This is a genomic window from Crossiella sp. NPDC003009, from assembly GCF_053591555.1.
Genome location: NZ_JBSFUA010000028.1, coordinates 97,128 through 109,990 on the forward strand (window position 1 = coordinate 97,128; position 12,863 = coordinate 109,990).

Consider the following 12,863-nt stretch of genomic DNA (forward strand, 5'->3'; position numbering starts at 1 on the left):
GACCTGCTTCGACTGGTGGGATCGGTCACCGCCCCATCATGGCGTGCGGCCGAACACACCGCCTTCGATCAGGATGACCAGGCCGATTCCGATCAGCACGACCGGCAGGACCAGGTGCCCCCACCGCGCCAGCACCGTGGCCACCACCGGGCGGCCGGCCAGGTACCAGCCCAGCGCGCACCACAGGGCGACGCCGAGCAGGAACACAACGACGTAGCCGAGCATGCCGCCGGCGCCGGCGACGGTGAACACCGGCACGTAGACGCCGATGTTGTCGCCGCCGTTGGCGAAGGTCACCGCGGCGACCGCCAGGACGCCGGCCTTGGTCCTGCGCTCGGTCTCGGCCTCGCCGGGATGCTCGCGCCAGAGCTGCCAGGCCGCTCGCAGGCCCAGCAGCAACGGCAGCAGTCCGAGGTAGGGGATCACCGGTGCGGGCAGCAGACCGGCGCCGAGCGCGCCGAGCACGGAGGCCACCAGGATCGCGCCGAAGCCGAGGTACTGGCCCAGCACGACGCGCACGGCCGCGGCCCGGTCACCGTTGGCCTGACCGAAGAACACCGCCAGTACGACCATGTCGTCGATGTTGGTCACCGCGAACATGCCCGCGGCCTGCCCCAGCAAGCTCAGCTCCATGTCCTCCCCCCGTCGTGCCCACCACCCGCGCCCGTCACGACGCGGTTCTCCCAAGCCCAGGCGGCGATCTGGACCCGGTTGCGCACCCCGAGCTTGGTCTGGATGCCGGAGACGTGGGTCTTGACCGTGCTCAGCGAGATGAACAGTTCGGCGGCGATCTCCTGGTTGGTGCGGCCTTTGGCGATGGCCCGGACGACCTCCGTCTCCCGATCGGACAGCGGGCGGCCCGACCCGCTGGCCGTCGAGGTGGTGTGCACGTCCGCGAGGTGGCGGAGCAGTCGCAGGGTGACCGACGGGGAGACCAGCGCGTCGCCGACGTTCGCGGCGCGGACTGCCTCGGCGAGCAGGTTGGCGCCTGCGTCTTTCAGGATGAAGCCGACCGCGCCGCCGCGGAGCGCGCCGTAGATGTACTCGTCGGTGTCGAAGGTGGTGACCACGACCACCCGCAGCGGGTCGGGGACGCCGGGGCCGGCCAGGGCGCGGGTGACCTCGATGCCGTCGAGGCGGGGCATGCGGATGTCCACCAGGCACACGTCGGGACGTAGCCGCCGGGCCGTGCTGACCGCCTCGACGCCGTCGGCGGCTTCCGCGACCACGGTGATGTCGGGCTCGTCCTCCAGGAGCAGCCGCAGGCCGCTGCGGATCATGGCCTGGTCGTCGGCCAGCAGGACGCTGATGGTCGAGGGGGTGGTCATCGGCGCTCCTGGACCGGGAGGGGCAGGACGGCGCGCACCGACCAGCCGGCGTCCGGGCAGGGGCCGGCGGACAGTGTGCCACCGAGAGCCTCGACGCGTTCGCGCATCCCGACCAGGCCGTACCCGCCGCGGCGGGGGTAGCGGGCCGGGGCTGGCGGGGCGTCGTCGACGACCTCGACGGTGATCTCCGGCCGGTCCTGGGTGACGTCGACGGTGACCGCGCGGGCGTGCGGGGCGTGCTTGGTGATGTTGGTCAGGGACTCCTGGACGACCCGGTACACCGTGCTGGTGACTTCCGGCGGCCATGCGGGTTCGTCCTCGGGTAGCCGGAGGTGCACGGTGGGGCCGTAGCCGGTGAAGCGAGCGACGAGTTCGCTGAGCTGTTCGGGGCCGGGGGTCGCGGGGGCCGCGTCGTTGGTGTCGCGCAGCAGGCCGACGACCCGGCGCATCGCGGCCAGCGCGTCGGAGCCCGCGGCTTCGATGCCGGCCAGGGAGTCGTCCAGTCGCTCCGGGTGCTTGCGCCGGACGATCCTGGCGGCTTGGGCGTGCAGCACCACGCCGGTGATGTGGTGCGCGACGATGTCGTGCAGTTCCCTGGCCAGTTCCAGGCGTTCATCCCGGCGCACCTGCTCGGCGGCGGCCTGCCGGTGGGTGTCGAGCAGCCGCAGACCCAGCCCGGTCGCGAGCGCGGCGAGCCAGCCGGCGACGCCCAGGGTCGTCACCGCCGATTCCGATGGGGCGAGGGCGGAACCGGCGACCAGCGCGAGCCCGCCGCCCGCGATGGCGCTCGCCCGGGGGATCGAGAGGGTTCTGATCGCGGAACCGATGAGCACGGACAGGCCGAGCGTGGCGGCAGGCCCGGGTTCGGCTGGCAGGTGGGCGAGCCGGGAGACCAGGATCGCGGTCGCCGCGACGGTCAGGCCGGCGACCGCGGCCCCGGCCAGGTGGTGCCGGCGCAGCAGGGCGAGCACGCCCAGCACCAGCCCGGCGGCGCAGCCGAACACCCAGTAGCCGCCACCCCAGCTGTCCGCGATCGCGAACGCCGTGATGGCCAGCGCCGCCGCGAGTGCGACGCCGAGCCCGGCGTCGGCCATGATGCCGGCCAGCCGCTTCACGCTGGTCGTGTCATTCCCGTGCATGCGGTGCAGGCTAGGAACGCTTATCCGCGCGCCGAATCGGTCAAAAGTACGGTTGCGCCAGGCGGGAACCCCGCTTTCACCTGATGTTCGGCACTGAGGCGGCTCCCAGGATGTGGCCATGCCCTATGACAAACGCCCGCGCGGCCTGGTCGCCCTCGCCGGCCTGCTCGCCGTCGCGGCCGCCGCCTCCTCCGTGCACTCCGCCGCGGCCGAACCGCTCGACCCGGCGGCCACGTCGACCAGCACGCCCTATCTGCCCGCACCAACCGGTTCCCATCCGGTCGGCACCACTTCCTTGCACCTGACCGACAAGTCGCGTCAGGACCCGTGGGTCCCCGCGGCCGGGGCAAGAGAGCTCATGGTTTCCCTGTGGTACCCGGCGAAGTCGCGTGGCGAGCAGCGGGCGCGGTACATCACGCCGAAGGAGTCGGAGCTGCTGCTGAAAAGCGCGGACATCACCAGCGTGCCCCCCGATGTGTTGAGCAGGACCCGGGTCAACGCCTACACCGACGTGAAACCGTTGGGCGGCAAGCGACCGCTCGTCGTGCTCTCGCCCGGCATGGGCTGGTTGCGCACCTCGCTCACCTCCCTGGCCGAGGAACTGGCGAGCAGTGGCTACCTGGTGGCCGCGATCGACCACACCTACGAGACCCACGCCACCACCTTCCCCGACGGGCGGGTCACCACCTGCGCCACCTGCGAACTGGGGATCGAGGACTTTCCCAGGCGCGCGGTGGAGAGCCGGGCCCGCGACGTCTCCTTCGTGCTCGACGAGCTGACCCGCTCACCGATGGTCGACCAGTCCCGGATCGCGATGGCGGGCATGTCCCTCGGCGGCGCGAGCGTCGGCGAGACCATGCTGACCGACCCCCGGGTGCGGGCCGGCATCAACCTGGACGGCACGAACTTCAAGCCACTTCCGGCAACTGGGCTGTCGCGGCCGTTCATGTTCTTCGGCGCACCCGCGGCCGAACCCTCGTGGGTCCGGGACTACCCACGCCTGACCGGGTGGAAGCGCTGGTTCGCGGTGCGGGGTTCGGTGCACACCTCGTTCACCGACTACGACATGCTGACCAACCAGGTCGGCGTCGACCTCGGCAGCAAGCTCCCGGGAACCCGTTCCGTGGTGATCACCCGCGCCTACGTCGAAGCCTTCTTCGACCTGCACCTGCGCGGCACCCCGCAACCGCTGCTGGAACGGCCGTCCGCGCACTTCCCCGAGGTCAGATCCTGCACCCCGGAAACCCAGCCCTGCCAGTAGGAAACCTGCCGCGGCCGGTGGCGGCTCGTCCGAGCGCCACCGGCCGCGGTGCCCCGAGTTACGGGGCCTCGGGGCCGACCTGGGCCGCGTTCAGTGGGGTCCGGGAGACGGCGGCCGTCGACCGCTCGTCCGCTCCCACGTCCGCGACCCCGGTGCGGGCCTGGCCGTCCATGTCCTCGGTCAGGAACGGGTGACCACCGGCGCCGGAGTCGATCGCCGGGCTCCCGTCGCCGATCCGGAACACCGGTCCCTCCCGGACCAGCAGCGGATCGACCGAGCGGACCGCGCCGGCGGGCTTGCTGACGCCGACGGTCGCCGAGCCGGTCGGCCAGGCGATGTTGCCGGTGTAGGTCAGGTTCACCGGCGCCTTGACCTCGTTGATCAGCTTGCCCTTGCCGCCGGTCACCACGTTGCCGGTGATCACCGAGTCCACCGGGGCGAGCTTGTAGTTGGCGCCGACCTCGATGTTGGCGGCGTTGCCGACGAAGGTGTTGTGCGCCACCGTGGCCCGGTAGACCCGCCAGTGCGCGTTCAGCGCGCCCGAGGTGTCCACGTCACCGCCGTCGAGTTGCAGCGCGGCGTCGTAGCCGGTGCCGGTCAGGCCCTCGAAGTAGTTGTTGTAGATCTTGTGGTCCTGACCGTAGATCCGGATACCGCCGGTGCCCGCCTTCCCGTCGCCGAAGAAGAAGTTGCCGTAGAAGGCGCCGCGGTTGCCGTGCCGGTGCGACAGTGTGCCCTGCGAGGTGCGGAAGGTGTTGTGGCGCACGATGTTGTCGTTGCTCTTGACCGAGATGATCTCCGGGTCGCCGTCGCAGTTCTCGAACAGGTTCGACTCGACCACGGTGAAGCCGCTCGACTGGGAGATCTTGCTCCAGCCGACCCGGATCGCCTCCATCTCGTTGTCGGCGCGGGGGCCGATGTTGCGGAAGTGGTTGTGGTCGATCCGATCGTGTTGCGACTGCTGGGTTTCCGAACCGTCGATGGTGATGAAGTTGCCCTGCTGGTGCTTCTCCTCGAACAGGTTGTGGTCGATCCGGTTGTGGTGGCTGTCCGCCCCCTGGATGAGCACCCACTTCAGCGAGGAGCTCTCGGTCAGCCGGAAGTGGTTGCGGGTCAGCCGCACGTTGTTGGAGCTGGTGAGCTTCAACGTGGCACTGTTGGTCCAGCGCAGGCCTTCCACCGTCACGTACGAGGAGTTCGCCACCTCCAGCTGACCGGCGTTGATCACCGCCTTGCCGCGGTTGGCCGCCACCACGGTGATCGGCTGGGTCGCGGTGCCGTTCTTGCCGGACAGCTTGCCGATGCTGTACTGGCCGTCCGCGAGCACGATCCGGTCCCCGGCCCGCGCCGCGCCGAAAGCGCTCTGCAACTGGGCCGAGTTGGCCACCGGCACGGTCCGGCCGGGTTCGGGATCGCCGGTCCCGTCGTGGGAGACGGTCAGGCCGTAGATCTTCACCTCGCCGAAGTTGCCGTCCGCGCAGGGCGCGGAGTTCTCGCAGTTGGCTTGGGTGTACGCGCCGGCCTTGAAGTAGCCGCCGGTGAACGCCTTGGCCAGCGTGGCCTTCAGCTCACCGTTGTAGTAGGCCTTGATCTGGCCGCCGCTGACCACGAACTTGGCCTGGAACCTGGTGCCCAGCTGGTAGTCGCCGGTGATGAGCGTGTGGTTGGCGCCGCCGTCGGTGAGGTAGAGCTTGCTGCCCTCCAGCCGGAAGGCCGAGACGTCGTCGCCGGCGTCGTGGACCTGCCCGGCGATGATGCCGGGAGTGTCCTTGGGCAGCGCGGTGATGGCCTGGTCGATCACCATCGTGTGCGTGCCCGAGGTCGAGGACCAGCTGGCCTTGGCGCCCGAGGCGGTCAGCTCGCGCAGCTCCGCGCGCGGGTAGTTCGAGCCGCTGGTGGTGACCCCGTTGACCGCGGCCCGGAACTGCACCGCCTGGCAGTCCGGGGTGGCGCGGAACCACGGGTCGATCGAGTACGTGGCCAGCGCGGGCTGCTCGATGGTGAGCGGCTTCCCGGGTTCGCCGATCGGCAGCCCGAGGTTCCAGTTCCGCAGCGCCAGCACGTCGGCCGGGTGGTCGCATTCGCCCCCGCTGCCGCCGTCGGGCCCGTTGACGGTGGCCTCGGTGATGCTGGTCCAGTCGTTGACGGTGTTGCCGTGGCCGACCACGCGGACGTACCGCGCAGACTTGTCGGGGAAGTCGTGGTTCTGCAGCTGGAGCGTGCTGCCACTGGTGGTGCGGCGGGGGAGCACCGTGGTCCAGGCCGACCCGTCGTCGGAGAGCTGGACCTCGAAGGTGTCCTTCCTGGTGTCGCCCTTGTGCCAGGCCAGCGACACCGAGCCCACGGTCCGCGCCGAGCCCAGGTCGTAGCGGATCCACACCCCGTCCCCCTCGGCCGACCACCGGGTGTTCAGGTCCTTGTCCAGGGTGTTGGCCGCGACGTTGCCGTCATCGGCGATGGCCACCACCCCCGCGACCGGCAACGGAGCCCCCTCGGCCGCCGCCACCGGACTGGCCAGCCCCGCCACCAGCGCCGCGGCCGGTAACCCCAGCACAACCCGTCTCATCGAACCTCGCTCCCGTCACGCGCCACCGCTGATCGGTTCATCGCGGTAAGGGTCACGTGTCCGGGCGGGGACCGGTCCCGGACCGGCTGGCACGGTTCAGTACCGCGCGGACGGTAGTTCCCGGCCGGCCGGGCAATCCTCCAGTCCCGTACCACGGTCGCGGAGGCGAGGCCGATGTTGTCGATCACCATGACTGGATCCGCCACCGAGGGACCGACCGTGCTCACCCTCTCCGGCGTGCTCGACCCCGACGGCTCGGCCCGCCTGCTGGAGCGGGTCAGGCGGCTGATCGACGGCGGCTGCCGGCACCTGGTGCTCAACCTGGCCGGGGTGACCTTCTGCGACTCCAGCGGCATCAGCGCCCTGCTGCGCGCCAGGGCCAAGGCCGCGGAGGCCGAGTCCCGGGTGCGGCTCAGCACGCCGAGCCCGGCGCTGAAGCGGGCACTGGCGCTCACCGGGATGACGTGGGTGTTCCAGGACTCGGTCGACCAGTGAGCCCGGTCCGGCACCGATGTGCTCCCCACCGGCCCGTGTCGCCGACTCGATCGTGGGTATCCGGGTGCGACACCGGCCGTAGCGAGAGGAACCCGGACCGTGCCCACCACCCCGCCCCGCGCCGAGTTGACCTTCGTGGGCACCGCGACCACGGTGCTGCGGCTCGGCCCCTTCACCCTGCTCACCGACCCGAACTTCCTGCACCGCGGCCAGTTCGCCTACCTCGGCTACGGCCTGTTCACCCGGCGCCGCACCGAACCGGCGATGCAGCCCGCGCAGCTACCCGAGCTGGACGCGATCGTGTTGTCCCACCTGCACGGCGACCACTTCGACCGGATCGCCCGGCGCGAGCTGTCCAGGGACCTGCCGGTGTTCACCACCACGCACGCGGCCCGCCGCCTGGACCGGTGGGGCTTCGGGCAGGCGGTCGGGATGACCCCGTGGCAGCAGCAGGTCCTCGACCGCGATGGGTTCCGGCTGGTCATCACCGCCGCGCCGGGGGTGCACGGCCCGGGCCTGCTGGCCCGGCTGCTGCCGCCGGTGATGGGCAGCGTGCTGGAACTGCACCGCGGCCCGGACCTGTTGCTGCGCCTGTACATCACCGGGGACACGCTGCTGCGGCCCTGGCTCGCCGAGGTGCCGGCCCGGCTCGGCCCGCTGGACGTGCTGGTGGCCCATCTGGGCGGCACCCGGATCGCCGGGCTGCTGGTCACCATGGACGCGCCGATGGGCGCGGACCTGCTGGACCTGCTGCGCCCCGGGCTGACCGTGCCGATCCACTACGACGACTACGGGGTGTTCAAGACCCCGCTGCCGCAGTTCCTGCAGACCGTGGCCGCCCGCGGCGGCGGTCACCGGGTGGTGGCCGTCGGCCGCGGCGAGTCCACCGCGCTGCCGTTGCGCCAGTCAGACCGCGGCCGGTAGTCCGTCCACGACAAGATCCACCGTCGCGGCGAGGAAGTCGTCGGTCACGGGCTGGCCGGTGACCAGGAACCGGAAGTACGGCGGGCCGAGCACGGCCTCGATCACGAACCCCGGGTCGACCGGGGCGATGTCGCCGCGCTGGACGGCCCGTTCGACGATCACACCGTCCACGGCCAGCCGCTCGGTCCAGAACGCCCGGGCCATCTCGGCCAGGGAGGGCTCGAACGGGCCCAGCGTGATGCCGACCCGGACCATCGCCTGGACCTCCGCGGTGGTCAGGTTGCGGATCGCGGCGGTCACCAGGGTCAGCAGGTCCTCGCGCAGCGAACCCGTGTCGGGGATGGGCACGTTGGCGCGGTACAGCGTCGTCTTGTTGACCCCGGCCCGCCTGGCGATGCCCTCCAGGCTCAGCCCGTGGAAGCCGACCTCCGCCAGCTCGGCGAGCCCGGCGTTGAGCACCGAGGCCCGGACCTGGGCGCTGCGGCCGCCCGGTCGGGTGCGTCGGGAGCTGACAAAGGTCGCCTTCTGCGGCCGTCGCGCGAACCTGGGCCGGCAGGTGGAGCGCAGCATCCGCGCGGCCGGGGGAGAGGCCACCTACACAGCGGCGGACGTGCGGGTGCCCGAGTCGGTGCGGCAGTTCGTGGACACCGCCGTGCGGAAGTACGGACGGCTGGACATCGCGTTCAACAACGCGGGTGTGCAGATCAGCTCGCCGCTGCACCAGGTCACGGTCGAACAGTGGGACGATGTGTTCAGCACCAACGCGCGGGGGGTCTTCCTCGCGATGAAGTTCCAGCTCCCGCACATGCTCAACCAGAAGAGCGGGCACATCATCGTCAACTCGTCCGCGGGTGTGATCGTCGGCCGCCCCAACCTGTCGACCTACCGGGCCACCAAGCAGGCGATGCAGGCACTGGTGAAGTCGGCGGCGCTGGAGTACGGCGCGCAGGGGATCCGGGTCAACGCGATCCTGCCGGGCATCACCGACACCCCGATGATCCGTCCCCCCCCCGGCTACGACGACGAGACCTGGCAACGGATGCTGACGATCTTGGGCCAGCTGAACGTGGACGGCCTGAAGAAGGTCGCCACACCCGAGATGATCGCGCAGGCCGTGCTGGCGATGGCCAGTGACGAACTCGGTTACCTGACCGGCGCGTCCGTGCCGGTCGACGGCGGACTCACCGCGGGCCGGCCGCTGCAGCTGCCGCAACAGTAGCCGGCGGCGGCGAGCGAACTCCGTGGTTCAAGAGACGGCGGGTGGGTAGGTCTCGTCCAGAAACCCCGTCTGTGGAAGGGCTGTGCCATGACGGCGACCGAACACCCGCCCGCCGCGCCGGCTCCCGTGCCGGTCCGGCCCGTGCACCGCCGGCCCCTGGGTTCGGCGCTGTTGAGCCTGTTGCGCACCACCGACCACAAGCAGATCGGCATCCTCTACCTGGTCGCCTCGTTCGGGTTCTTCCTCATCGGCGGGGTGATGGCGCTGCTCATGCGCGCCGAGCTGGGGCTGCCCGGCATGCAGTTGCTCTCCAGCGAGCAGTACAACCAGCTGTTCACCATGCACGGCACGGTGATGATGCTGCTCTACGCCACCCCGACCGTGTTCGGCTTCGCCAACTACATCCTGCCGCTGCAGATCGGCTCGCCGGACGTGGCCTTCCCGAGGCTGAACGCCCTGTCCTTCTGGCTGTTCCTCACCGGCGGGCTGATCACCATCGGCGGGTTCCTCACCCCCGGCGGGGCGGCCGACTTCGGCTGGTTCGCCTACACCCCGCTGTCGCTGGCCACGTACTCGCCCGGCGTCGGCGGCAACCTGTGGGCGGTGGGCCTGATCATCAGTGGCCTGGGCACCATCCTGGGCGCGGTCAACATGATCACCACCGTGCTGTGCCTGCGCGCGCCCGGCATGACCATGTGGCGGATGCCGATCTTCACCTGGAACATCCTGTTCACCAGCATCCTGGTGCTGATGGCCTTCCCGATCTTCACCGCGGCCCTGTTCGGGCTGCTGTCCGACCGGCTGCTCGGCTCCCACGTCTTCGACCCCGCCAACGGCGGCTCCATCCTCTGGCAGCACCTGTTCTGGTTCTTCGGCCACCCCGAGGTCTACATCGTGGCGCTGCCGTTCTTCGGCATCGTCAGCGAGGTCATCCCGGTCTTCTCCCGCAAACCGCTCTTCGGCTACAAGGCGCTGGTGTGGGCCACCGTCGGCATCACCGGGCTCTCGGTGGTGGTCTGGGCGCACCACATGTACGCCACCGGCGCGGTGCTGCTGCCGTTCTTCGCCATCACCACCTTCCTCATCGCCATTCCCACCGGCATCAAGTTCTTCAACTGGATCGGCACCATGTGGCGCGGGCAGCTCAGCTTCGAGACCCCGATGCTGTTCTCCGTCGGCTTCATGGTGACCTTCCTGCTGGGCGGCCTCACCGGCATCCTGCTGGCCGCCCCGGCCATCGACTTCCACGTGCACGACACCTATTTTGTGGTCGCGCACTTCCACTACGTGCTCTTCGGCACCATCGTCTTCGCCACCTTCGCCGGGATCTACTTCTGGTTCCCCAAGATGACCGGCAGGCTGCTCGACGAACGCCTGGGCAAACTGCACTTCTGGACCACCTTCGTCGGCTTCCACCTGACCTTCCTGATCCAGCACTGGCTCGGCTCGGCAGGCATGCCCCGCCGCTACGCCGACTACCTGCCCTCGGACGAGTTCACCGGGATGCACACGATCTCCACCATCGGCGCGTTCCTGCTGGGCGCCTCGGTCCTGCCCTTCCTGTGGAACACCATGCGCAGCTACCGCTACGGCGAGGTGGTCACCGTGGACGACCCCTGGGGCCACGGCAACTCCCTGGAGTGGGCGACCTCCTGCCCGCCGCCACGGCACAACTTCACCGAGCTGCCCCGCATCCGTTCTGAACGCCCGGCGTTCGAGCTGCACTACCCGCACATGGTCGAGCGGCTGCGGGCCGAGGCGCACGTGGGCGGCAGGCACCAGCAGCCGGACGGACCGCCCGCGCCGTCGGAGATGGCCGCACACGGCACCCGCGCGGACGAGGAAGCGGTGGACCCGGACAACCCGAAGGAGCGCTGAGGCCAGGACCGCCGACCCGGTGCACAACGCGCGGCTGACCGGAAGCTGCCGCCCGCACCGCGACCCCAGGCGGCGACCCGATACTGGCCGACATGGGTGAGGGCGCGGATTTCACGGTTTCCGATCGCACGGCGATGGCCATGCTGACCGCCACCGGCCAGGCCTTCGAGGCCACCTGGAGCCGGCACCGCAACGCCATCTCCGCCGGCGAGGCAGGCATCGGCTCGGGCAGGCTGGCACAGGCCTTCCTCGGCAACTACCGGCCGGCGGAAGCGCCGCTCAAGCGCTCCGCCGACGCGGTGCCGGGTATCTGCCAGCGCTGCGCCGACATCGGCGACCTCTCCGCCGAGGACTACACCGGCGCGGACCAGCGCGCCGCCCGCCGGTTCGACATCAGGTGAAGGGGGAGCAGCCATGGTGATCCTGGAACCACAGGACGAGTTCGGCCTGTGGCGGCGGGTCAAGCCGTTCACCGAGTGGCCGGACACCAACGAGGACACCGTCGGCGAACTGGCGAAGGGATGGCAGGGCGCGCAGACGGCGCTGGACACCACCGTCACCGACATCCGGGCCGCGGGCGCCCGATCGCTGGCGGCCTGGCGGGATGACGGTGGCCAGAAGTACGCCGCGAAGCTGACCGGCACCCAGAAGATCGAGGGCCTCGGCTCCGACATGGCCCGGATGGCCGGTCACGCCGAGCACTTCGGCGAGGTGGTCAGGACCAGCAAGCAGTCCATGGTCGACCTGATCGAGACCTACGCGCCGTACTACGGCTTGATGTCCGCCTTCCCCGGCGGCGCCGCGGCAGGCATGCAGCTGTTGTTCGCCGGGATGATCGCCAACAACATGAACGGCATGCTGGACCGCAACGCCGCGCTGCTGGCCGCCCAGCGAATGGACGGGACCGCACCGATCTCCCCTGAACTCCAGGACATCCGGAACCTGGCCGGCCAGCTGCCCGGTGGCAACGTCACCATCCCCCTGATCGGCACCACGGAGGACTCCTACCGGGAGGCCTGGATCCGGGACAACCGCAGCGTCATCCTCGCCGCCGCCAGCAAGTACGGCCTGCCGCCGGACCTGGTGGCCGGCATCGCCTGGCAGGAAGTGGCGGGCAAACCCGGCTGGGTCGACGACATCGCGCTGAGCGGCCGCCGCAACGACGAGGCAATGAGCCGGGGCGGCGCACCCAACCACGGGCGACCGCCCATCGACCAGAACAGCGATCGCGGATCGAACGCGACCTCCTTCGACCCGATGTCCATCCAGATCCGCCGAGCCGCGGAGACCCTCGGCTACGACCTGGCGACCCTGACCACCGCACAGGAGGACCAGATCGTCTCCTCGCTCAAGGACACCAGGCAGAACATCTTCATCGCCGCCTCCCACCTGGCCGACCTGCGGCGGGAAGCCGGTTTTGGGGAGCACCTGACCCCGGACAACTACCGGGAGATCGCCGCCCGGTACAACGGCGGCCCGTACTGGCAGGGCGCCGGCGCGCAGAAGTACGGCGACCTCTTCGTCAACAACCTGCCCAAGGCCCAGCGCGCGCTCTACGACAGGTGACCCCCGCAACCCTGGGCCGCGCTGAGCGGGCCGCGCGGGCTGGGCACCTCGGCCGTGCGGCTGGGAACCGGCGTTGCGGGATAGTCCAGGGACCTGAGCCACCCAGCGTCGCCCGGCATGGCGACCCAGCTGAGGCTGGATTCCGCAGACCTATCTAGGGTGCGGCCAGGACTGTGTGCGCTTGCTGTCAGCGGCCAGGGCCGCGTCGGTGCCCTGCGCGGCGTCAGCTGTCTGCGAGATCCTGGCCGAGGAGTTGTCCCGTGCGCTCGATGCAGCGCAGCCGAGCGGGAGAGAAGTCATACGGCATCTTGGTGATCGCGTCGAAGGCGCTCATCCGCGTGTGGTGCTCCTCGTCCAGGTCGCCGTGGCTCTCGAAGAGCTTCTCCTCGGCTGTGTCCAGCCCGGCAGCCGCGATGGCCTGCCCCAGGGCCTTGTGGTGGTGGTATCGCTGGGTGGCGAGTTCTTCCACGCGCGGGTCATCGGGCTC

12 protein-coding genes and 1 pseudogene are annotated in these 12,863 nt (G+C 70.3%); 7 read left to right on the forward strand and 6 right to left on the reverse strand.

Annotated features, from left to right (window positions below):
* Positions 1 to 36 precede the first annotated feature (36 nt).
* Genes ACWDY5_RS26190 through ACWDY5_RS26200 form a run of 3 tightly spaced genes read right to left on the reverse strand, consistent with a single transcriptional unit; the run spans position 37 to position 2,467 of the window.
* Positions 37 to 633, reverse strand: coding sequence for a cadmium resistance transporter (locus ACWDY5_RS26190; RefSeq protein ID WP_449724816.1), 597 nt, complete (start codon positions 631 to 633; stop codon positions 37 to 39).
* Entirely contained in the window at positions 624 to 1,328 is a 705-nt protein-coding gene (locus ACWDY5_RS26195) for a response regulator (RefSeq protein WP_449724817.1), read from the reverse strand. Before ACWDY5_RS26195 ends, ACWDY5_RS26190 begins: the two co-directional genes overlap by 10 nt.
* The gene (locus ACWDY5_RS26200; protein ID WP_449724818.1) at positions 1,325 to 2,467 is read right to left on the reverse strand and encodes a sensor histidine kinase; all 1,143 of its coding nucleotides are present in this window, start codon (positions 2,465 to 2,467) and stop codon (positions 1,325 to 1,327) included. The genes ACWDY5_RS26195 and ACWDY5_RS26200 overlap by 4 nt, the downstream gene beginning before the upstream one ends.
* Before the next feature lie 118 nt (positions 2,468 to 2,585).
* Here ACWDY5_RS26200 and ACWDY5_RS26205 point away from each other — a divergent pair, with 118 nt between their 5' ends.
* Positions 2,586 to 3,728 (forward strand): alpha/beta hydrolase family protein, encoded by a 1,143-nt coding sequence (locus ACWDY5_RS26205; protein WP_449724819.1) that lies wholly within the window; start codon positions 2,586 to 2,588, stop codon positions 3,726 to 3,728.
* Between the two features lie 58 nt (positions 3,729 to 3,786).
* Here ACWDY5_RS26205 and ACWDY5_RS26210 read toward each other — a convergent pair whose 3' ends face one another.
* The gene (locus ACWDY5_RS26210) at positions 3,787 to 6,294 is read right to left on the reverse strand and encodes a chondroitinase-B domain-containing protein (RefSeq protein WP_449724820.1); all 2,508 of its coding nucleotides are present in this window, start codon (positions 6,292 to 6,294) and stop codon (positions 3,787 to 3,789) included.
* A gap of 189 nt (positions 6,295 to 6,483) precedes the next feature.
* Here ACWDY5_RS26210 and ACWDY5_RS26215 point away from each other — a divergent pair, with 189 nt between their 5' ends.
* On the forward strand, positions 6,484 to 6,789 hold the full coding sequence (locus tag ACWDY5_RS26215) for an STAS domain-containing protein (protein ID WP_449724821.1): 306 nt from the start codon (positions 6,484 to 6,486) through the stop codon (positions 6,787 to 6,789).
* Between the two features lie 99 nt (positions 6,790 to 6,888).
* Complete coding sequence (locus tag ACWDY5_RS26220; protein ID WP_449724822.1) at positions 6,889 to 7,713, forward strand: MBL fold metallo-hydrolase; 825 nt, start codon at positions 6,889 to 6,891, stop codon at positions 7,711 to 7,713.
* Here ACWDY5_RS26220 and ACWDY5_RS26225 read toward each other — a convergent pair.
* Entirely contained in the window at positions 7,696 to 8,172 is a 477-nt protein-coding gene (locus ACWDY5_RS26225) for a TetR/AcrR family transcriptional regulator (protein ID WP_449724823.1), read from the reverse strand. The two genes, ACWDY5_RS26220 and ACWDY5_RS26225, sit on opposite strands and share 18 nt — an antisense overlap.
* On the opposite strand from ACWDY5_RS26225, the gene ACWDY5_RS26230 reads away from it, so the two are divergent.
* From ACWDY5_RS26230 to ACWDY5_RS26245, 4 genes are all read left to right on the forward strand, one after another.
* On the forward strand, positions 8,165 to 8,932 hold the full coding sequence (locus ACWDY5_RS26230) for an SDR family NAD(P)-dependent oxidoreductase (RefSeq protein WP_449724824.1): 768 nt from the start codon (positions 8,165 to 8,167) through the stop codon (positions 8,930 to 8,932). The two genes, ACWDY5_RS26225 and ACWDY5_RS26230, sit on opposite strands and share 8 nt — an antisense overlap.
* A gap of 87 nt (positions 8,933 to 9,019) precedes the next feature.
* The gene (gene ctaD, locus ACWDY5_RS26235) at positions 9,020 to 10,810 is read left to right on the forward strand and encodes an aa3-type cytochrome oxidase subunit I (RefSeq protein WP_449724825.1); all 1,791 of its coding nucleotides are present in this window, start codon (positions 9,020 to 9,022) and stop codon (positions 10,808 to 10,810) included.
* A gap of 92 nt (positions 10,811 to 10,902) precedes the next feature.
* Entirely contained in the window at positions 10,903 to 11,211 is a 309-nt protein-coding gene (locus ACWDY5_RS26240; RefSeq protein ID WP_449724826.1) for a hypothetical protein, read from the forward strand.
* A 13-nt stretch (positions 11,212 to 11,224) separates the two neighbouring features.
* Positions 11,225 to 12,376, forward strand: a complete 1,152-nt coding sequence (locus ACWDY5_RS26245) for a WXG100-like domain-containing protein (protein WP_449724827.1) — start codon at positions 11,225 to 11,227, stop codon at positions 12,374 to 12,376.
* A gap of 223 nt (positions 12,377 to 12,599) precedes the next feature.
* Here ACWDY5_RS26245 and ACWDY5_RS26250 read toward each other — a convergent pair.
* Positions 12,600 to 12,863: pseudogene (locus ACWDY5_RS26250) on the reverse strand (MerR family transcriptional regulator); the annotation flags it as partial.

What these genes read in the sequence shown, in the direction of transcription:
- ACWDY5_RS26195 (WP_449724817.1), bottom strand. Translation starts at nt 1,328, where the DNA reads ATGACCACCCCCTCGACCATCAGCGTCCTGCTGGCCGACGACCAGGCC.
- ACWDY5_RS26200 (WP_449724818.1), bottom strand. Translation starts at nt 2,467, where the DNA reads ATGCACGGGAATGACACGACCAGCGTGAAGCGGCTGGCCGGCATCATG.
- ACWDY5_RS26240 (WP_449724826.1), top strand. Translation starts at nt 10,903, where the DNA reads ATGGGTGAGGGCGCGGATTTCACGGTTTCCGATCGCACGGCGATGGCC.
- ACWDY5_RS26205 (WP_449724819.1), top strand. Translation starts at nt 2,586, where the DNA reads ATGCCCTATGACAAACGCCCGCGCGGCCTGGTCGCCCTCGCCGGCCTG.
- ACWDY5_RS26210 (WP_449724820.1), bottom strand. Translation starts at nt 6,294, where the DNA reads ATGAGACGGGTTGTGCTGGGGTTACCGGCCGCGGCGCTGGTGGCGGGG.
- ACWDY5_RS26245 (WP_449724827.1), top strand. Translation starts at nt 11,225, where the DNA reads ATGGTGATCCTGGAACCACAGGACGAGTTCGGCCTGTGGCGGCGGGTC.
- ACWDY5_RS26215 (WP_449724821.1), top strand. Translation starts at nt 6,484, where the DNA reads ATGACTGGATCCGCCACCGAGGGACCGACCGTGCTCACCCTCTCCGGC.
- ACWDY5_RS26190 (WP_449724816.1), bottom strand. Translation starts at nt 633, where the DNA reads ATGGAGCTGAGCTTGCTGGGGCAGGCCGCGGGCATGTTCGCGGTGACC.
- ctaD (WP_449724825.1), top strand. Translation starts at nt 9,020, where the DNA reads ATGACGGCGACCGAACACCCGCCCGCCGCGCCGGCTCCCGTGCCGGTC.